Annotated in this window: 14 protein-coding genes; 5 read left to right on the forward strand and 9 right to left on the reverse strand. The window is 62.2% G+C overall.

The window, feature by feature from the left end; all coding sequences use genetic code 11:
* Nucleotides 1–67 precede the first annotated feature (67 nt).
* Nucleotides 68–1,801 (forward strand): FAD-dependent oxidoreductase, encoded by a 1,734-nt coding sequence (locus tag CUJ91_RS03070; protein WP_006047798.1) that lies wholly within the window; start codon nucleotides 68–70, stop codon nucleotides 1,799–1,801.
* An 84-nt stretch (nucleotides 1,802–1,885) separates the two neighbouring features.
* On the opposite strand, the gene CUJ91_RS03075 is transcribed toward CUJ91_RS03070, so the two are convergent.
* Both CUJ91_RS03075 and CUJ91_RS03080 read right to left on the reverse strand, forming a co-directional pair.
* Entirely contained in the window at nucleotides 1,886–3,103 is a 1,218-nt protein-coding gene (locus CUJ91_RS03075) for a glycosyltransferase (protein WP_006047797.1), read from the reverse strand.
* Nucleotides 3,100–4,542 carry a hypothetical protein gene (locus CUJ91_RS03080; protein ID WP_006047796.1) on the reverse strand — a complete coding sequence of 481 codons (1,443 nt, stop codon included), beginning with the start codon at nucleotides 4,540–4,542 and terminating at the stop codon, nucleotides 3,100–3,102. Before CUJ91_RS03080 ends, CUJ91_RS03075 begins: the two co-directional genes overlap by 4 nt.
* Nucleotides 4,543–4,823: 281 nt before the next feature.
* On the opposite strand from CUJ91_RS03080, the gene CUJ91_RS03085 reads away from it, so the two are divergent.
* Nucleotides 4,824–5,972, forward strand: a complete 1,149-nt coding sequence (locus CUJ91_RS03085; RefSeq protein WP_006047795.1) for an acyltransferase family protein — start codon at nucleotides 4,824–4,826, stop codon at nucleotides 5,970–5,972.
* An 81-nt stretch (nucleotides 5,973–6,053) separates the two neighbouring features.
* Here the strand turns inward: CUJ91_RS03085 and CUJ91_RS03090 are convergent, their stop codons facing one another.
* The gene (locus CUJ91_RS03090) at nucleotides 6,054–7,256 is read right to left on the reverse strand and encodes a glycosyltransferase (RefSeq protein WP_006047794.1); all 1,203 of its coding nucleotides are present in this window, start codon (nucleotides 7,254–7,256) and stop codon (nucleotides 6,054–6,056) included.
* Nucleotides 7,257–7,625: 369 nt separating this feature from the next.
* On the opposite strand from CUJ91_RS03090, the gene CUJ91_RS03095 reads away from it, so the two are divergent.
* The gene (locus CUJ91_RS03095) at nucleotides 7,626–8,879 is read left to right on the forward strand and encodes an oligosaccharide flippase family protein (RefSeq protein WP_006047793.1); all 1,254 of its coding nucleotides are present in this window, start codon (nucleotides 7,626–7,628) and stop codon (nucleotides 8,877–8,879) included.
* Complete coding sequence (locus CUJ91_RS03100) at nucleotides 8,879–9,952, forward strand: glycosyltransferase family 4 protein (protein ID WP_006047792.1); 1,074 nt, start codon at nucleotides 8,879–8,881, stop codon at nucleotides 9,950–9,952. The genes CUJ91_RS03095 and CUJ91_RS03100 overlap by 1 nt, the downstream gene beginning before the upstream one ends.
* Before the next feature lie 18 nt (nucleotides 9,953–9,970).
* Here CUJ91_RS03100 and CUJ91_RS34675 read toward each other — a convergent pair whose 3' ends face one another.
* Together CUJ91_RS34675 and CUJ91_RS03110 are read right to left on the reverse strand one after the other, a co-directional pair.
* Nucleotides 9,971–10,456, reverse strand: a complete 486-nt coding sequence (locus CUJ91_RS34675) for a hypothetical protein (RefSeq protein ID WP_232292233.1) — start codon at nucleotides 10,454–10,456, stop codon at nucleotides 9,971–9,973.
* A gap of 720 nt (nucleotides 10,457–11,176) precedes the next feature.
* Nucleotides 11,177–11,833 carry a hypothetical protein gene (locus CUJ91_RS03110; RefSeq protein ID WP_006047789.1) on the reverse strand — a complete coding sequence of 219 codons (657 nt, stop codon included), beginning with the start codon at nucleotides 11,831–11,833 and terminating at the stop codon, nucleotides 11,177–11,179.
* Nucleotides 11,834–12,857: 1,024 nt separating this feature from the next.
* Here CUJ91_RS03110 and CUJ91_RS03115 point away from each other — a divergent pair.
* Complete coding sequence (locus tag CUJ91_RS03115) at nucleotides 12,858–15,128, forward strand: glycoside hydrolase family protein (RefSeq protein ID WP_006047788.1); 2,271 nt, start codon at nucleotides 12,858–12,860, stop codon at nucleotides 15,126–15,128.
* Between the two features lie 75 nt (nucleotides 15,129–15,203).
* Here the strand turns inward: CUJ91_RS03115 and CUJ91_RS03120 are convergent, their stop codons facing one another.
* From CUJ91_RS03120 to CUJ91_RS03135, 4 genes are all read right to left on the reverse strand, one after another.
* Nucleotides 15,204–15,836, reverse strand: a complete 633-nt coding sequence (locus CUJ91_RS03120; RefSeq protein WP_006047787.1) for an FMN-binding negative transcriptional regulator — start codon at nucleotides 15,834–15,836, stop codon at nucleotides 15,204–15,206.
* 175 nt (nucleotides 15,837–16,011) lie between these two features.
* The gene (gene oxlT / locus CUJ91_RS03125) at nucleotides 16,012–17,349 is read right to left on the reverse strand and encodes an oxalate/formate MFS antiporter (protein WP_006047786.1); all 1,338 of its coding nucleotides are present in this window, start codon (nucleotides 17,347–17,349) and stop codon (nucleotides 16,012–16,014) included.
* A 376-nt stretch (nucleotides 17,350–17,725) separates the two neighbouring features.
* Nucleotides 17,726–18,589 (reverse strand): KPN_02809 family neutral zinc metallopeptidase, encoded by an 864-nt coding sequence (gene ypfJ, locus CUJ91_RS03130; protein ID WP_006047785.1) that lies wholly within the window; start codon nucleotides 18,587–18,589, stop codon nucleotides 17,726–17,728.
* A gap of 211 nt (nucleotides 18,590–18,800) precedes the next feature.
* Nucleotides 18,801–20,369, reverse strand: coding sequence for a hypothetical protein (locus CUJ91_RS03135; protein WP_006047784.1), 1,569 nt, complete (start codon nucleotides 20,367–20,369; stop codon nucleotides 18,801–18,803).
* Between the last annotated feature and the right edge of the window lie 14 nt (nucleotides 20,370–20,383).

Raw genomic sequence — 20,383 nt, forward strand, 5'->3', positions numbered from 1 at the left:
TGCCGGCCATAGGCCCGCAAGCCGGCGACGCCTTAAAAAATCATGATGAAGAACACGGGAGCTGCGGATGTTCATCGATACTCGCAATGTCGAACAAAATACGGTCATCGAAACGACGGTCTGCATTATCGGGGGAGGCGTCGCGGGCATCACGCTCGCACGCGAAATGTCGGCCGCCGGGGTGGATACCTGCCTGCTGGAAAGCGGCGGGTTTGCGCCTGACGAAGAAACGCGCGACCTGTACCGCGGCGAAAACGCCGGACTGCCGTATCGATTCGCGGACGGCTCGCGCAGCCGCTATTTCGGCGGCAGCAGCAACTGCTGGGGCGGCTGGTGCCGTCCGCTCGATCCGTGGGACTTCGAGAAGCGCGACTGGATTCCGCATAGCGGCTGGCCATTCGGACTCGAAGAACTCGCGCCGTACTACGCGCGCACGCATGAATTGCTGAAGCTCGGTCCGCAGAACTTCGACCCCGCATACTGGGAGCGTGAGATTGGCCGCTCCGACGTGCGCCGTCTACCGCTTGGCACCGGCGACATGCGCGACACCGTTGCGCAGTTCAGCCCGCCGGTGCGCTTCGGCAAGGTGTATCGCGAGGAATTGGGGCGCTCCACGCGGGTGCGCGTCTTTCTGCACGCGAACGTCCTCAATATCGACGCCGATGCGCAAGGCACCACGATTACGCGCGTGCAGGTCGGCACGCTCAGCGGCCGTCGGATGACCGTGAAGGCGCGCATCTTCGTACTCGCTGCGGGCGGGATCGAGAACGCGCGACTGCTGCTCGCTTCGAACAATGTACATGCAGCAGGACTTGGGAACACTAACGATCTCGTGGGACGCTATTTCATGGACCATCCGCGAATGATGTGTGGAAAGGTTCGCTTCCGCCAGGGCGTCCCGCGTAACAAGCTCTACGACATCAAGTATCACTACCAGAATGCCGCGGTCTCGGCGCATGGCACGAAGATCTCCTCGCAGTTCGCGCCGAAGCGCGAAATGATGGAGCGCGAACAACTGCTCAATTCCCGCGTGTGGCTCTATTCGCGCTGGTACGGCGAGGCGAGTGCGGGCTCGGAGGCGCTGATTCGCTGCAAGGAAGCGCTGATGCTCAAGGACCAGCCCGGACGCAGGCTCACAGCCGACATCGCGACGATGGTCGCGCATCCGCTGCATACGGTCGGATACGGCCTCGCGCGCTTGCTGCAATGGCCCGCACTCATCACCGACGTCACGCTGCAGGCCATCGTCGAGGCAGTGCCGAATCCGGATAGCCGCGTGACGTTGTGCGCGGATAAGCGCGATCGTTTTGGCATGCCGCGCGTGAAGGTGGAGTGGCGTCTCGGCGACCAGGTGAAGCGCACGTTCGATAAAACATTCGCCGGATTCGCAAGAGAGTTGCAGATGGCCCGCTTCGCCGATGTCGAGCTCGACGCGCCGCTCGAAGGCCGGGCGTGGCCCGATAAGCTGGAAGGCACATGGCATCACATGGGCACGACACGCATGCACGATTCGCCGCGCGAAGGCGTGGTCGATCGCGATTGCAAGGTGCATGGCATCAGCAATCTGTATATCGGCGGCAGTTCGGTGTTTCCGACTGTCGGCGCAAACTTCCCGACCATTACGATTGCCGCGTTGTCGCTCAGGCTCGCCGGACATCTGGCGCGTCAGCTCGATGTGCCGCACGTCGTCGGCGCAACGCATGCGGAAGCGGAGAATAACGTAATCGCGCCGGCGCAGTCTCCGGTCGAGACGTTGCCTATCGCAGCGTCGACGTTGACGTCGTTGATGAAGGAACAATGAAGTAGAAGAGAAGGCGGCGCGGCCAACGCGCTGCCGCCGCTAACGCAAACGGCGCTCGAACGAGCGCCGTTTTTTTCGTGCAATTCAGCGGCTCGGCTGGCTCGCCTCGCGCAACCCGGCGAGCTTGTTGCGGTTCGCTTCGCTGTCGCGGCCGCCTCTCGTTTCCAGCAAACTCGTCAACGCACTCACCATGGTGTCGATGCGGAAACGCGCATGGAAAGTGCGCGCGGCTTGCACACGCATGGCTGCGCGTGCGGCGTCGTCGAGCTCGAGCCAGCGAATCAGGCTCTTCTCGGTTCCGTCGACTGTGTCGGTTGCTATCAGTCCCGCGCCGTCTTCTTCGATTTCGCGCCATACGTTGACCTTGTCGGAGATCAGCGCGGGCAGTCCGCAACCGAGTGCCTCGGCCACCGCGACGCCGAAGTTCTCCTGATGCGACGGCAAGGCGAACACGTCGCTCGCGTAAAAAGCGCCCCACTTGAGATCGCCTTGCAGCATGCCGGGCAGACTCAGGCGATGCGCGATTCCGGCGGCTTGCGCCTGAGCCCGCAGGCTCGCGGCCCAGCCGGTTTCGTCGGGCCCGGCAATCACGAGATGCAGCGCGTCGTCGCGTTGCGCGACGCGCGCGAATGCATCGATCAGAAGATCACAGCCTTTCTTCGCGTGCACTCTGCCGAGAAAGAGCACGATGCGTTTGCCGCGTGCGCCCGGCACGGCCTGTAAAAACGCTTCGCGCGCCGACGCTACGTCCACCTCGGGCACCGTGGTGCCGAACGGCACGATGCGCTCGCGCGCACGATAGAGCCAGAAGGATTGCCGTGCGCGCGTGCGCTCTTCTTCGGTCGTGAAGATCACCGCGCGCGCGTCGCGCAGCACGCGGTACTCCGCCCACGGCCAGTAAAGCCATTTCTTTAGATGCTTGAGCGGATACGCTTCCTTGAACCACGGATCGAGCATCCCGTGCGCGTACACGTAATACGGCACGTCGCTGTCGTGCAGCGCCTTCCATGTCGCGAAACCGTGGTATTGCCACAAGCCGTGCACGATGACGGCGTCAAAGCGCTTCGCGTGATTCGCGAGCCACGGCGCGAGATACGCGCTATAGCTATAGCGATTCGAAGTCGGGCCGAACGCATGAACGGGAAATGGGAAAGCCGCGAGATACGGATCGTCCGGCGCATCGCAAGTGGCCACTTCTATTTCATGGCCGGCTTCCTGCATCGCGATGCCGCTGCGGCGAACGCCTTCAACGGGACCGCCCGCGCGCGGATCGACGCTTGCAAGCACGTGGAGGATTTTCATCGCGCAATGTCCGGTCGGTTGGAACCCGGCAGTTGTGCCGTGTGCGACATGCCGAGGGTGCCGGCGAGATCCGGGCGGCCCATGCCAGGCTGAATGCGGCCCGGCAAGTCCGGCATCGCGGCGGGCCGCATACGCCGGGCGCTACGCACGCGATTCGCGCGTGCGGGCAGCGCGAGCTGCAAACGCGTATAAGTGGCGATCATCAGACCGAGTCCAATGCCGAATACCAGACCCGAAAAGCGCGGGCCGAGAGGATTGCCGCCAATCGACGTCGCCGGCAATGCGGCAAACAGCATGATCGCGCGTCCGAATACCGGCAGCATCGGCGCATTGGGTACGACCTTGCGCCAGTAGCGATAGGCGAAGAAACACACCGCGAGCGCGCCGAGCGTGGCAAGCGGCATCGCGATGCCGAATACGAGTCCGCCCGCAAACAACTGATAGACCCAGAAGTTGTGACCCGCGGCCCATTCGTTGATCGCGTAAAAGTCCTGCTTGCTGAACTGGCCCGCAAGGTCCGGCAAATAGACCGGCGAATAGCGGTAGTAGTGCCCGTAGCCCGCGCCGAATAGAAGCGTTTCCGGCGACGCACTCACCTGGTCGTACTGATCGCGCATTTCGGCGAGACGCGTGATGGTGGTCGGGTCCTTGCCGGAGACAGTTGCTTCCGAGAAGAATATGCGCTGCGTCCAGTGTTCCGCGACATTCGGAACGGCCAGTGCCGCAATGCCCGCCACGCCCGCCAGCACCGAGGCGACCACGACACCGCGACCGACGGCGCGCCAGATTTGCCGCACCGACGGTGCGCTGAGCGCCATCGCGATCAGGAACAACAGCACGGTGCCGACCAGAAGGCTGCGCGTGACGCTCAGCAATTCGACGATCACCGTGCCCGCGAATACGGCCACCGTGTATAGCGAATAGCGTTTGGCGACGACGAACTCATGCAGCAGCACGCCTTGCAGTCCGAGCAGCGTCACGGAGATGATGCGAAAGCGCACCTCCTCGAGACCGCCGCCCGTTGCAATGCCGTAGACAAACGTGAATACAAGGCTAATCACATTGCCGAGGAACAGTGCTTTTTCGAATTGAGCGATTCGATGCTCGCTCCACGGCCGGCACGCGACCAGGTAGCCGAGCAGAAACAGGATGAACGGCAATAGCACGCGCAAATAATTGCCGCTGTCGTTGTCCTGAATCAGTTGCGCGACGACGCTGCCGAACACGCACAACAGCATGCTTGCGGTGACGACCGAGCGTAGCGGAGAGCGCTCGTGAAAGCGCGGTGCGATCAGCAGAAGGGCGAGCCCTGCCGCCATTGCTGGAATGACAAAGATGAACTGGGCGAAGTGCCCGGTGCTTGCGTTGGTGGCCTTATAGTCCAGTGCAAGCGGTAAAAGAAAAATCCATATCCATGGCGTTGCATACTGATGGCGCATTCTTGTTTCCTCCCCGTCGCCGTCATTTGCCGTCGTCTAAGCGGACGGTCTCGCGTCGGGTCATTGTGCGCGCAACCTTATGCTTGTGCGCGTCGCCAATGCGGTTCGTCTCCGGCTGCCTGGATTCTGGCGACAGTGGAAAGGGCTATGCCTGCAAGACGCACGCAAGCTGGCCGATGTTGTCGCTGAATGCCTTGATCTTGGCGCTCATACCTGCTTCCCGCCACCCATGATGCAAACAGGACAATGCGGCCGATAAAACGGAAAAAGGGGAAAACAGCATGAAGCTATTTGGCGGGACGGGACCCGCGAAAGCCAGACGGGCGATCGAACTCGACTTCGTTCGCGGCATCGCCATTATTGCGGTAATGGGCTTTCACTTTCGTACTGTTCACACCAGTAATGTTCTGCTCCAGATTATCGAGTACCCGCTAAAGAGCTTTGGGCGAGAGGGCGTCAATCTCTTCTTTACCTTGAGCGGCTTTCTGGTGGGCGGACTGCTGCTGCGGCAATACGCCGAAACAGGCCACGTCGACGCACGGCGCTTCATTGTGCGACGCATGTTCCGCATCTGGCCCGCGTATTACGTGCTGATCATATTTCACATGCTCGCCGGGCGGCATCCGTGGAATACATTTCTTTTCCAGAACCTCACGCATCTTCAGAACTATTTCGGCACGTCGATCACGCAGACCTGGAGTCTCGCGGTGGAAGAACATTTCTATCTCGTGCTGCCGGCGCTTTTATTGCTTTTTTCCCGCTTGCGGCTCGGCGCGTGGACGATTATCGGCGTACTGTCGGGCATCTGTGCGGTAACGCTCATAGCGCGTTGTTTTGCAGTTGCGGATGGGGATTTGCAAGGCGCATTCGCATACACGCAGTACCGTATCGACAGTTTACTGATCGGCGTGATTCTCTCGGCCATCTACTGGATGAAGCCCGGCATCTATCATCAGATCGCGAAGCGCAAGTGGCTGTTGGTCGGCTGCGTCGGGCTGCTGTGCGCATGGCTCGCGTTGGCCACGAAACATATCGCGCTCGACGAAAGCATCGGCTACACGATTCAGGCACTCGGCTTTGCCGCGCTCATCGTCTTCGTTCTGGAGTACTCGGGGTCGCTGCGGACGACGTGGATTTATCGCGGCGTCGCGTGGGTCGGTCTTTATTCGTACGGTATTTACTTGTGGCACTCGCTCGCGCTTGCGCCGGGCGAGATGCTGATTCGCAAGGCGACTGCGCTTGGCTTCGCGCCGAGCATCATCTGGATCGTGGCGCTTTCCGCGCAGTTCGTCATTGCGATCGGGATCGGCTATGTGACCACGCGCGCAATCGAGTATCCGTTCATGCTGATGCGCAATGCGCTGTTCCCGGAAAAGCGCAGCAGCTCGGTGCGCGAGGAAGTGCCGGTGGCAGGCGGGCAGTTGTCCTGAAAGCGCGGGCTTATTCATGACGTGCGCCGGCTTTTAAGCCGGCGCATCACGTCACGTCAGGTCACGCTGAGAGCTTTTGAATCACGCCATCTGCTGCAGCAAAGTGTGTTTGAATTCGCCGAGCGTGTTTTGCGACAGAAGATTGTCGCGCGGGGCCGCAGCCGAATGTTCGTGCGGCCACGAGGTCAACGTTTCGGTAATGGCTTTCCCGATCGACGCCGAACTCAAGTCGCTCAGAATCGGTCCCAATTCGCAGCGTCTGCTGAACCAGCCGATCAAACCGTCTTCCGTTGCGATCACCGGCTTGCCAAAGCGGTATGCCTGCACGAGCACGCCGCTCATGCCGTAGTGACCTTTGTAGCCGAGCCATACCGCATCGCATGCGGAAAACAGATCGCGCTCCATGTCGTTGGAAATAAACGAGTCGAGCACGACCGGCGCGGGCGTGAGACTGCGCACATGGTTGCGCATGAAGTGGCGTGTGCCTGCATCCTGCTCGCCCGCGACAATCAACGTCGGCGCGTGTTCGAGGCGCGTCATTGCGTGGACGAGTTCGTAAATGCCCTTGCGTTCGGTAATCGCGCCATAGACGAGCAGATAGCGCTGCCCGGGGTCGAGGCCGAGTCGCTCGCGCGCAAGCGCGGGATCTTCCGCGCGCTCGTCGGGGAACGGGTCGGCCACATAAGCGACCTTCGCACTGCCTTTCGATACGTGGTGCGCCGCCCATTCGGGCAAGGTCGGATCGATGCTCAACAACGTGCGCAGACCCGGCGTGCGAACCGCACGCCTGAACAGTTGCGCCTTGATCGCGTTGACGAGCGGACGATCGGGCGCCTTGATGCCGACCTTGTGATGATGAAACGTCGAGCGCATCGTGATGCCGATCCACGGTGTCTTGCCGAACGGTGAGCCGAGAAAGGGCAGGCCATTGAAGAAGTAATCGGCATACGGCACGACGACAAGCCGGATCGATTGCGCGCGGCTGAGAATGCGATACGCGCGTTCGAAGTAGTGATGAAAGCGCCAGTACTGATTGCGTTCCCGCAAACGGTGCGTGCGGCTTTCTTCCGGATCGACGAATGCAATCTGCTGGTCGGCGCGATTTGCAGCGGTAATCTGCCGCGCGAGCCGATGATCTTCATTCGCGCATTCGGTGACGAGGATGCATGGATAGCCGGCCTCCGCGCACGCCTGCATGATCCACTCCGCGTAGCGCCAGCGATGACCGGTGAGATTCGGCTCAACGATCAGGACAAAGTCAGGTTCGATCACGTCGGTAGGCATAGGCGGGAGTCAACATGCATGGGTTGGGGAATTGCATCAGTGCAAGCGGCATGGACGAAACGACGCGCGCCGCGGGCTCTGCGATGCAATCAGATGAATAACGTTAGCACTGCCAGCAACCGCAAAACTGCCTGATTCGCGCGTTGTGTGGGTAAACGTACTACCACGCAAGGGCCGCGGCTGAAGCGGCCTGGTTGATGGCGGTTGACGGCGAATCTCTCGCGGTAAGGTCATGCTTACGGTTCCAGATGAACCATTGCCAGCTTGCTGGCGCGACCAATTCAATCCAATCCGGCGCGGCGGTGTTCACAGCGAGTCATGACGCGCTGCTAACCGCTCTACAGCGCTGCAATTCGACGGAGAACCAGCTTGCGGGCGATCAGGCTTCCCGCGCTCTCGATAGCGAGCAGCTTCGGCGCGAGCGCGGCGACATGGGTGTTGTTACAACAGTTCGCGGTGCGGGGACTGGTGGCGATCAAGTTTCTGGCGATTGGCCGCATGCTCGGACCGGCGGCAATCGGCAGCGTCAGCGTGGCCTTGCTTGCGGTTGCGATTGCCGAGGCGTTGTCCGACACGGGACTCGCGCAAGCGGTGATTCAGGGCGAGCATGCGCCGACGCGCCCGCAGCTCAGCGCTGTATGGACGACGCTGACGGCGCGCGGCGTGTTGATTTCGTTGCTGCTGGTTGCGTCGGCGCCGTTGTTATCGAGTCAGTTTCATCTCGACGGATCGCTCGTGCTGATTCAACTCGCTGCGTTGCTGCCGCTGTTGCGCGGGCTTGCATCGCCGGCTTATTACGTGGTGCAGCGCGAGCGGCGCTTTCAGCATATAGCGGGAGTCGAGGTGGCGGCCGCGTTTGTCGATTGTTCCGTCGGGCTCACGCTCGCTTATCTCGGCGCGGGCGCGGCGTCGGTGCTGATCGGCCTCGTTGCCGGAGAAACGTTGAAGAGCGTGCTGACGTGGGCCACCATGACGCCGCGCCCGCCGGTGCGCGCGGTGTGGTCGGGCATCGGCCAGTATGTCGGTTTCAGCCGATGGATCTGGGCAAGCAGCGTCATCAACCTGCTGCTGAATCAGTTCGACAAGGTGGTGGTCGGCAAACTGCTCGGGCCGACGCAACTCGGCGGCTATCAAATGTCGTCGCGCCTCGCGCAGATGCTGCTCGCCGATGCGGCGATCGCGATGTCGCAGTACCTGTTTCCGACTTTTGCCGCGCATCATCGGCGCAATGCGCAGGCGGCTTCCAGGCTCATCAGGATCTATCTGCTTGTGGCCGCCGTTGGGCTTGCTGCATTTGTCGAACTGCTGCGGCTCATTGCCGAGCCGATGTTCTCGTTGATTCTCGGCGCAGCCTGGCTGCCGGCAGTGCCGCTCTTCAGGATACTGGTCATCAATATGGCAATCGGTGCGTTGATCGCGGTACTCGTGTCGTATCTGCGCGCAGTCGGCGATGCGAAGGCCACCGTGCATGCGTCCGCGATTCAGGTGGTGGTGCTGCTCGTCAGCGCGCCGCTCGCGGTGCGCTGGTGGGGCGTGACCGGCATTGCATGGTCGATGACGCTGGGCCTCGGCTGCGCCGCGGCGTGGATGCTCTACAGAACCTTGAAGGCAAGGACGGCATGATGCGTGTCTTCCACCTCGTACTGGCGCCGCGTTTGTCGGGCGCCGAAGTGCTCGCGAAAGATCTCGCGATCGATCAGTGCTCCGAAGGAATGGCGGTGTGCATGGCGTCGTTGTTGCCCGCGCATGCCGATTTCGCGTCGCTCGCCGATGAATTGCATGCGCACGGCGTGGAGTGCTGGTTTCCGCCGAAGCGGCACCACGCGCTCGGCAAGCTGTGGAATCTGTTCGTCGCGGTGCGGCGGTTTCGGCCCGACGTCATCTTCGCGCATGCGACGATTCCGTCGTTCTACGCGCGCGCGTTGCCGCTCGGCGCGCCGGTCGTCTACGTGATGCATTCCGCGACCAATGACTTCGAGCGGCCGCTCTTCAGGCGCGTCGAGCATGTGCTGTCCGGCCGCGCGCGCGTCGTGATCGGCGTCTCGCAGCAAGGCGTGATGGACTATGTCCAGGCAATCGGCGTGCATCCGTCGATGACGGTCGTGCCGAACGGCGTCGACCTTGCGCGCTTCGCATTCACCGACGGTGGCGAGCGCGTGAGCAGCGTGCCGCAAATCGTGCAGATCGGCCGATATGCGTCGGTAAAAAATCAACTGCTTACCGTGCGGGCTTTTAGCGAAGTACTGACGCGGATCGAAGACGCACGACTCGTGCTCTATGGCGTGGTCGAGGACCCTGACTATCAGCGCGCGGTGGTTGCGCTTGCAACGGAGCTGGGCATCGGGGAGCGCGTCGTCGTGGCCGGTCCGCGCAGCGACGTCGCGACGGTGCTGTCGGAATCGAGCGTGTTCGTGATGCCGTCGCGCTCGGAAGGACATAGCGTGGCGTTTCTCGAGGCGTTGGCTTCGGGCGTGCCGATCGTCGCGAGCAGGATACCGGCGTTCGCATTCGCGAATAGTTTTCCTGGCGTGCAACTCGTCGACACCGACGACATTCGTTGTTACGCCGACGCGATCGTCATGGCGTTAAGCCAGGAGCGCGTGCAAAGATCGCTCGTGGGACTCACGCTGAGAGACACGGCCGAGCGATACCGCGCGATTGCACGGCAGGTGTGCCCGGCGGTATCGGCGCGTTAGGCGCTCAGCGTCGCGCGTTCAGTGATGAGCGTTGATGTCGCGTGTATCGGGCGCAGGGCTCGGCTCGGATTCCACCGCTTGCACGCTTGCGAGCGCCGACTCCTGCATCGCCAGTGTCACGAGATGCCGCGCTTCCCTGCTGCTCGAATCGATCTCCAACGCGCTGCCCGCATTGCGCGACACGCAGTCCCAACGCGCGATATAGCCGCAGCCGCGCGCGAGACTCAGCAGTGCGTCGCGCTGCTGTTCGCGCGTGTTGATGGCGGCGCGCAGGTTCTGCGCTTCACGGCTTTGAGGCTGCACCACCATGGCTGCGGCGACGCGCACCTTCGTCGCCGAGAGATTGTTGTTCTGCAGGCTCGCGCGCGCGGCGCGCAGATGCCGTGACAGATCGGCGCGTGCTTTTTCTTCCGCGGTGAGCGGAGGCGGGGCGCTGGGGACGGGTTTCGGTTGTGCGGAGGCGATTGCTATGGTCGTAGCTGCGGGCGTTGCGGCAGTTGACACGACTGGAGCCGCAGACGCGGCGCGACGCGCGGCGAGTGAGGGCGAGGCGGACGGCGACGCTGGTGCTCGCGATGCCGTGGACGACGACACGGGCAACGACCTTGGCGATGCAGCCGCCACTGCCACCGACGGCGTGGGCGCCGGCTCTCCACGCGGCGCAGCGACTTCGGCAGCCGAACGCACTGAAGATACCGGAGTAGGGCGCTCGACGGCTCCGATAGCCGGCACGACACTCGGTCTCTTAACAGCACCCGACACAGCGACAGGTTCCCCTTCGACACCCTCATCGCTACTGTGTATGAAGCCCGCATACACCGCCGACGCGACGACCAGCGCCGACGCGGCAAGCACGAGCGGCTCGCGCAGTCGCCGATAAGCGCTCTGGACCACGACCGCTTCTTCGATCGTCGCATACGGATTCGCCAGCGCACGCGACGGACTCCACACTCTGCGAGCCGGAAGCCGCCTTGGCGGCAGCGGGCGAGTTTCGTTGAGCCGCACGGTCAGAGTCGGCACCATCGCACCGTACGAAGGAGTGCTGCGCGCACGGCATGACGCGCAAGGCATCATGCGGTTGGCGAGCGGTGCTCCACATTGTTCGCATCCCGAAGTATTGATCTGGTCTGTATTCATGTCGTTATCGATGGCGAGGTTGCGGGCGTCGGATTCGCTTGCGGCAGCCGGTGCGCGGCCACCGCCAGTCATGCTTGCAGCGGACGCTTACTGGGCGACGACGTAACCGCGCGCCTGCATGCACGCGCCGTAGGCGGCCCAGTAGCGCGTCATGGGCGGCTCGGGCGCGGGCAGAGGCGGCAAGGCGGCCATGCCGGGTTGCGAGGCGCCCGGCGCGCTTGCCGTGGTAGCGGGCTCGGAGGCGCCTTTGTCCGCGATTGCCGCCGATGCCGACGCCGGCGCAGTCGCTGATGCTGCGTGCCCGGCATTCGCGGTCGCCGTCGCGGTCGCGCTGGGCGCTTCGCTCGCCGGAGCCGCGGGTGTCGCGGAAGCCGCATTGCTTGCGGCGGCGGCCGTTGCCGTACCGGGCTTCGCAGCGGAAGCCGCAGTGGGTGCTGCTGGCTCCATGCCGTCGGGAATCGCGGTGCCGGGTGGCGTCGCGGAAAAAGTACTGGGAGGCAACGGCGGACGCGATGGCGCGCCCGTCGACGATGTTTTGGTCCCAGCCGGCTTCGGCGGCGGCGTCTGGGCTTCGTGCGCCATGTTGACTTTGGTTTGCTTGTTTGCAGTCGCGTAACACATCGCGCTGTCGACGCTGCGTTGATACGCGCTTTGACTTCGAATCGGATAGATGACCGGCTGCCACGCGAAGGCCGCGTTGCTAACCGCCATCAAGGTCATCAAGGTATAGGTTTTGTATCCCATCGCAGTCGCTCCCGCAGCGATGTTGAGCCGTTCGCCGGCAATTGCGCTTCGCGGTGCGTTCTGGTTGCGTGGATCTCGCCGCACAAACGGCGGTTCACTGCCGCGAAGGCTGCTTTCCTCAGCGTACCACTGTGGTGCGCGAGGTCAGTGCGTTGCATAACGCGCGAAAACGCCATGGTGCAGTCCAATCAGGACATGCGCCGTGGGGTTCGCATGTGTTTGACGCCCTTCATAAAAGCATAGTGCAAGTAGAACGATGCGTGGCACGCGGCGTTCGCGCGGGCACTCAGTGGCGAAGTATTGCCGATGTACCGGCGAAGTAGTGGCGGAAAGCGGCGTGCGCGGCGCGCTATCGCCGTCCCCAATTCGCCTATCCGCCGACGATTACAGGTTTTACCTTTTCGCCGCGATCGCGAGGCAGGCTTTTCGCAGAGCCGCGCATTTGCGAAAGTCCGGCCTCAGCATCGGGAGCAGGGGCAGGATCGCTACTTATCGGCCCGTGAGCGCACTTCGTTGCAGTTTTGAAACGTTTATAATTCTTCCGCCAGCGCACCCGTAAGTACTACCTGTGGCGCGCGGATCGCGGTGAGTCTCAGCAAGATTTCCATCCCGGTGCCCTTGCGGTGCCGCGCAGTACTGGTAACAACGACGCCGGCCAGCATGCCTGCGTTCTTCTTACCGCTCGCTTGACGTCTGTCGCCGGGTGTGTCGCGCGTGACAGACGGTGTGTCCAACCAACAGCATTGATCGATGACGGGAAAACAACTGGCTTTCATTGTCAGTTAGCCATCCTAATGGTTGGAAGCACAACGAAAGACAAACGGTTCTGGTGGTCCTGTTTTCTAAATGAGCGCGTAAGACATAGCCGCGCTGGTCTTCGCTCGTCCCGCGTTTGACACGTTCAGACGGACCGCATTGCGTCCGGGGGGACGCTTTTTCTTTTTATCCGACAAGACAAAGACGGCACGGCCAGTCCGATGCCGTTCCATTTTCGGGGATAACTCTTCTTCGCAAGACAGGGACAATGGTTAGATATTCGAGGTTGATTGGGATCGCGGCGACAACGGCGCTGGCATCCTTTGGTGTGCAAAACGCACAAGCGCAAGCCAGCACGGTTACCGTCGCGGGTCAGCAATACAAGCTGTGCGCGCAGGAGAACGGCAAGTGCTCGTTCCTCGGCACGGCTTCGGTCGTATTCGGTGCGGTGCCGCCCAATGCGCCGTCGACGATGCTGACGAGTCCCCGCACGTTCAGCAATGGCGTGGGTTGCTATATGGGCGCCGTTTCGCCAACTGATCCGGCGTATGGCTATGACAAGGCTTGCTGGATGCGGGCGGCCGCTGCGCCTGCACCGGCACCCGCACCCGCGCCAGCACCGGCGCCTGCACCTACACCCGCGCCTGCACCTACGCCCGCACCCGCACCTACGCCTGCGCCCGCTCCGGCACCTGCACCTGCGCCAACACCAACCCCCACCCCAACCCCCACCCCCACACCGACGCAATCCGTCGCAACGAGCGCAGCGATCTCCTGCGGCACGCCGGCCCAAACCGCGGGCGGCACCGCCAACGGCATCATCAGCGCCGATACGCCGACCAGCGATGGTCTGCGCGTCTTCCCGAACAACGCCGCGTTCAAGATCGCCATCACGACGAACGCGCCGGGCGCCGACACGGTCGTCTGGTCCGTCGCGGATTCGAATGGCGCGATCAAGACGCAGGGCAGCTTCCCGGTTAGCTCAGGCGTGCAGACCAACACCCTGTCGTGCAAGTCGACGTGGGCCGGCTACGGCGCGCTGACTGCAACGTTGCGCTCCGCGGGCGGCACCCTGCCGAAAAGCGGCACCCGGCCAACTGGCATTGCAACCTTCGGCGTGCTGCCTGACCTGAGTTCGGCGATCGGCACGGTGGCCTACGCGCATCAGGACCAGCATCGCTTCGGCATGCAGGGCTTCAACGGCAACATCGCGGCGCTGCGTGCGCTCGGCATTTCGTGGACGATCGACGACCGCCAGGTATCGACGATGGAACCCAACGGGCCGTACACGTACACGCCGAGCGTGAACGATCTCGATCCTTTCTATAAGGCCAATCCCGATCAGATGCGTATCGTGCGTCTCGACGGCCTGCCCGCATGGGATTCGAAGACCGGCCAGTTCAACGACAGCTATTACGCGCCGTCGAACATGACCGAGTTCAAGGACTTCATGGCGCGCGTCGGGACCAACACGAGTTCGATCCGGTCTGCAAACTATCCGAATCAGCAGAAGAACTACTACCAGGTGACGTGGGAGCCGAGCCTCGGCTGGGCCGACAGCGACGCGAACTTCGTCGCTATGTACAAGGCCGCTTACGAAGGCATCCACTCGACCGATCCGAACGCGGTCGTGATGGGCACGGGCAACCCGTTCGCCGCCAATTGCGATACCTGCACGACCGGCTATCTGAAGAAGTTCGGCGCGCTCGGCTTGTGGAATTACATCGACGCGGTGTCGACGCACGGCTACTGGAATGCGGGCACGTATCCGGCACATCCGCCCGAGTTGCAGGACGCCGATCCGGATGCCGCGAACCAGGCCAATGCGCTCGACAATCAGATGGCGCAACTGCGTTCGGTGATGCAGGCGGGCAAGCCCAACATGAAGCTCTTCTTCACGGAAGCGGGCACGAGCTACGATCCGGGCCTCAGTTATGGCCCGAACGTGCCGTCGCAAAACCAGTTGTTTGCTCATGCGGCAGTCGGCGTGCGCTCGCACATCATCGTGCTCGGCGGCGGCGCGCAAGTGACCACGCTCTTTTACGGTCCCGACTATCCGGGCGAAGTCGGATACGGCTCTTTCTTCGATCTGAACAACGCGCAGGGTGCATTCGGCGCGACGAACCTCTCGCCGAAACCCGAGGCAATGGCGTTTGCGACGATGACGCGCGTTCTCGACGGCACCAATACGCTGGGCCGTGTGAAGGGCGCGCCGTCAGGTACGTTCGCGTACGCGTTCCAGCAGCTGGGCAACGGCAAGGTGGTGACGGCCGCGTGGGCGCACAGCAATGCGCAATGGCCGACGAGCGGCGGCGTGTACAGCCAGACGTATTCGACGAGCTATACGCTGCAGGTCGACAATGCCGGCACGTCGGGCAACGTGACGAAGATCGATGGATACGGGAACGTCAGCACGGTTCCGTATAGCAACGGTTCAGTGACGCTGACCCTTACCGAAGTGCCGCAGTACATTGTGTCCAGCAACGCGACCGTGGCGAAGAACAACTCGACGGTTCCGCTCGGCTACACGGGGCAATAAGCGCTCGTGTAATAACCTGCCGACGCCCCTCCGGAATCAAGCAAGTGTCCGGAGGGTGCCGCCACGCAGGCAGCGTTATGGCTTCTCTGCAAGGCACGCGAGCATCTGATCGCCGATCCGGTTCTCGCGTGCCTTCAATGTTTCTCCGGCGCCCTGAATATCGCGCGCGTCCTTGTTCTGGCTGAGCTTGCTCTTGCCGATGAGCCGCGTGATCTTGATCTCCACGCCGACAATCGCTTTGAGCATTGCGTCGATGTATTCGGCCGGCGCGTCACCCATCTTCCACGGCTGCGTTTCGCCTGCTTCATGCGTACGCGTGAGGCGCGCCACGACGCCGCGCACGTACTTTTCATCGTCGCGAATCGTGATGCGCCCATGCGCGTGCACGACGACGTAGTTCCATGTCGGCACCTGTCTGTGCGCTTCGTGCTTGCTCGGATACCAGGTCGGCGAAACATACGCGTCGCCGGCGCGGAACACGACCAGCGTTTCGTCGCCATTGGCCACGTCCTGCCAAAGCGGGTTATTGCGCGCCACGTGAGCGTGCAGCACGCCGAACTCACCTTCGTTGGATGCCAACTCGAACGGAATGTGATTCGCGTCGAGGCCGTTCGCGCCGTGAGTAATCAGCGTGCCGAACGGATTCTGCGCGATGAGCGTGTGCAGCACGTCTTTGCGTGCTTCGTTGAAATGGGCTGGGACGTACATGATTGCTCCGTTGAGTTCGTGCACGCAGTGTGCGCCGAAACGGGTCAATCCTGAAGAGCCAGCTTCCGTCGACTTTATTGGGCCAGAAGCTTGGGCCAGAAACTTGGGCCAAGAGCGGCGGCGCGCGCCGTTACCGACGCGCGCGATGCCGCCCGTGCGTTCGATACAACTTCCGTCAACCGCCATCGGCAGACACACGCGCCGATTCGCTGATCAATGAGCCGCCGCTATAAACGCTTTCCGTCGCAGGGCTCGCGTGCCGCGCGGCATGCGCGCGGCGCATCGGCTTGAGCACGAATAGCGCGAGCAGCGCGGCTGCGGCCGCCATGCCCGATGCAAGCATGAAGACCGCATGCCAGTTGCCGGTTGCCGCGGTGATCACGCTCGTGAACGGCACCAGCAATGCGGCCGTGCCCTTCGCGGTGTACAACAGCCCTGCGTTGGTGGCGGCGAATTTCGGGCCGTACGTATCGCCGCAGGTCGCGGGGAACAGGCTGTAAATTTCGCCCCATGCAAAGAACACGATGCCGGTCAGCACGACGAACGCGACCGGACTCTGCCCGTATTTCGACAGCGCGAGAATGCCGACCGCTTCGATCGCGAACGCAAGAAACATCGTGTTTTCGCGGCCGATGCGATCCGAGATCCAGCCGAAGAACGGCCGCGTCAGACCGTTCAATACGCGGTCGATCGTCAATGCAAACGTCAGCGCCGGCAGGGTCAGGCCGAGCAACGAAACGGGCGAATCGTGCAGGCCGAAGTCTTTTGCAATCGGCCCGAGTTGCGCGGTCGCCATCAGACCGCCTGCGGCCATCATCACGAACATCAGGTACATCACCCAGAATATTGGCGAGCTCACCACTTCGCGCGGCGTCGCGTTATAGACGACGCGCTTGAGGGCGCTCTTCGCCGACGCGAGCAGACTGGCCGGCGGCGCGAGCAGCGCAAGCCCGAGCGCGACTACAATGATTCCCTGGCCGAGACCGAACCACAGGAAAGTCGCTTCATAGCCGCTGCTTTTGATCATGTTCGAAATCGGAATGACGGTCGCCGCCGATCCCGCGCCGAAGCCCGCGGCGGTGATCCCCGCAGCGAGGCCGCGGCGGTTTGGAAACCACTTCAGCGCGTTGCCGACGCAAGTGCCGTAGACCGCGCCCGCGCCCACGCCGCCGATCGCCGCGGCAATGTAAAGCACGGGCAGTGACCCGGCGACCGAGTTGAGCGCCCACGCGATCGCGCACAGCAGGCCGCCTCCGACGACCACCGGACGCGGCCCGTATTTGTCGACGAGATAGCCTTCAACCGGCACGAGCCATGTTTCGGTCACGACGAAGATCGTGAACGCGACCTGAATCGCGGCACGGCCCCATTGGTATTTTTCGTTGATCGGATTGACGAACAAAGTCCAGCCGTACTGCATGTTCGCAATCATCGCCATACAGATGACGCCGAACACGAGTTGCACCCACGGTGACGCTACCCACGACGCTCCCTTCTGGTGATCCGTTTCCATCGCTGTCTCCTTTGACATGCTTGTCTTGTGATTGCGGGCGCCACGCTCCGCGGACAACCGTTGGACGTCTTTAACGCGTCTTGAAGTCGGTGGTCGAATCAATACAGTATGTGATATATCAAGTAAGTCAAGCGAAAGAAACCCGACGTTCTGACGACGTCTTTTGTGATAAGAAAGGAAAACGAAGGAATGCTGCCGACTCATTCGAAAGAGTCAAAAAAAGCCCGCCGGCAAGGCCGGCGGGCTGAGGGCAGGCAGTGAGACAAGGCTGTTCACCGCGTGCCTTGCCTTTATAGTCGAAAGTGAAATGTAATGTTAGTTTTTTGTTTGTAGGGATAGCACCGACGGGTATTTCCTGGTTAGCCGGTGCTCAAACTCATAGCGATTGCGCCGAGAAGGTATCGCATTGGCGAATGTCGCCGCTCGTCATGCCGCGCCTGAGCCACCGTTGCCGCTGCTCGCTCGTGCCGTGCGTGAATGCTTCGGGCACCACGCGTCCTTGCGATTGCCGCTGCAACCGGTCGTCGCCGATCGCGCCGGCAGCATTCAGCCCTTGCTCGAAGTCGCCCGGCTCCATCAGCTTCGCGTTCATCTGCTGTGCGACCGCGGCCCATACGCCCGCAAAACAATCGGCCTGCAATTCGAGGCGCACGGACAGCGCATTGCCCCGCGCTTGCGACATGCGTGCACGCGCGGCCTCGTACTTGTCGGAGATGCCGAGCACCTTCTGGATGTGATGCCCGACTTCATGCGCGATCACATAGGCTTGTGCGAAGTCGCCGCTTGCGCCGAAGCGGTCGCGCAACTCGCGATAGAACGACAGGTCGATGTAGACGGTGCTGTCGGGCGGACAGTAGAACGGACCCATCGCCGACTGGCCCGTGCCGCACGCCGTCGGTGTGGCGTCGCTGAACAGCACGAGCTTGGGCGCCGGATAATCCTGATTGAACTGCGTGCGGAAAATGTGCTGCCATGTACGTTCTGTGTTGCCGAGCACGCGGCGCACGAAGTGGCTGCCGGCATCGTCGGCGGGGCGCGCGTTGGTCGGTGCATTGGCCTGCGGCGCATTGCCTTGCAGCACCTGCGCGCCGTTGATGATCGTCAGCGGATTAATGCCGAAGAAATACGACGCGGCCAGCGCGATGACGATCGTCCCGATGCCGATGCCGCCGCCTACCCGCATACCGCCGCCTCGCCGGTCTTCGACGTTCTGGCTTTCCACTTCATCATCAAGGCGCATGGCGTTTCTCCGTGTTCTCTAGCGACAGGCTGTGACGCATTGCGGTCTACTGCCGCAATGGAGCAGTAAGCATACCTGCGTCGCGTGCCGGTATGCATGGGCCGCGTGTGCCGACGCTGATCTGCGCTCAGTTTCAAGCAAAAAAATAGCCTCCCGCCGGAGTGCAGCGGGAAGGCCAGCTTTGCAGTATGGATGCGACGATTTCGCCGTATCAGCTATCCACGTGGCTCGACGTGAAAGCGGTGAACGCACCATACGGCGGATTCAACGCGGTCCCATTCGTCATAATGCCGAACGTGTTGTTGCCGCTATCGAGCACGTAGTACATGACGGCCTGAATGTTGTGCGTCTTGCGCGCCGCGTAGAACGAACCCAGTTGCGAAGTGATGTAACTCGCGCGATACGACTGCGCCTGTTCGGGGCCCGTATTCCACTCGGTGATGAAGAACGGCACACCGTATCTGGCTTTGCAGTAGGCAGGCAAATTGAAGCCGGGACCGGCGCCATCGGTTCCGATGTTGAAGATGTCGCCGTAGACTTCGTAGTTGTGCCACGTCGTGATGTCCCAACGCACCTTCGGATAGCCGCCGCTGCCGTCCGGTTGCATGCCGTCCCACAGCGCATCCGACGCACCGACATCCGCGACGCAGAAGTTCACGCCGCATTTAGCGCCGGGCTGTGCGGCCTTCACGCCGTCGATCATGCCGCGCATCGCGCCACGCATCACCGGCCAGTTCGCATTGTTGAAGTCGAGCGCCTTGGTCCCTGCATTCGTCGAATCGATGATGATGGCCCTGTCGCGGGTCAATTCGTTGCCGCATTCATAGAACGTCACGCCGTATTGCTTCAGCGTATTGGCGATCGTGAAGGCGGGTCCATAAGTGGCGTTATATGCGGCGGATTCTCCGGCCAGAAGCCTGCCGCTGCTGTCGCGAAGACCAAGATCGAGCAAAACGAGCAGCGTCATGCCGGCCGACTGGAAGGCCTGCGCGAGCTTGACCACGGCATTCAGTTGAGCAGGGTCCGCCGTGCAGCCGACGCGGTAGCTGGTACAACCCAGGCCCTTCAGGATCGACACGACCTGTGCGGGCGTGTACGTGTAATCGAAGTGACCGTTCATGCCGAAGAAGCTGCCCGCGCTCGCCGCGATGGGAGTGCGCGGATCGTTGCACGGCAGCCATTGAGAGGCGACTTCCGCATTGGCGTAGAACTGTCCGCTCGTATTGCGGCAATAGATCTTGCCGCCGTACCACAGCACGAGCGACACGGCGTAGTTGTTGCCCACCACGGCGCCGTTTCTCGAGATGACGCCATTGGTGAGCGTCCACACCGCGCCGGTCTTGTCGATGATGCTGGATGCGGACGGCATCGTGGTGCCGTCCGGCGAAGTCGTGCCGAGGCGCGGGTCGCTCGAAGCCTGCCACGTCGAGCCGGTCCACTGATAGTACTGCGCGCTCGTGTTTTCAACGTAGATGTTGCCGTTGAAGCACATGGCGAGAACCACGTTGTAGTTGTTCCCGGCCTTTGCGCCATTGCGATAGGCGACGCCGCCGGAAAGCGTCCAGGTCGCGCCCGTGCCGTCGATCAGCGACGTGGCCGGCGGCATAGCCGCGCCGTTCGGAGAAGCGCTCTTTGCGGTCGCGCTCGTCTTTTGCGCGCTGGCGCCAGAAGTCGAAGTAGTTGCACCCGCATCTTCAGCGCCGCCACCACCGCAGGCGCTCAAAATCACGCTTCCGCCGAATGCGCCCAGCGCACCAATAAACTGCCGTCGTTTCAACATTATGAGTTATTCCA

The organism is Paraburkholderia graminis (assembly GCF_003330785.1).
Lineage (GTDB): Bacteria > Pseudomonadota > Gammaproteobacteria > Burkholderiales > Burkholderiaceae > Paraburkholderia > Paraburkholderia graminis.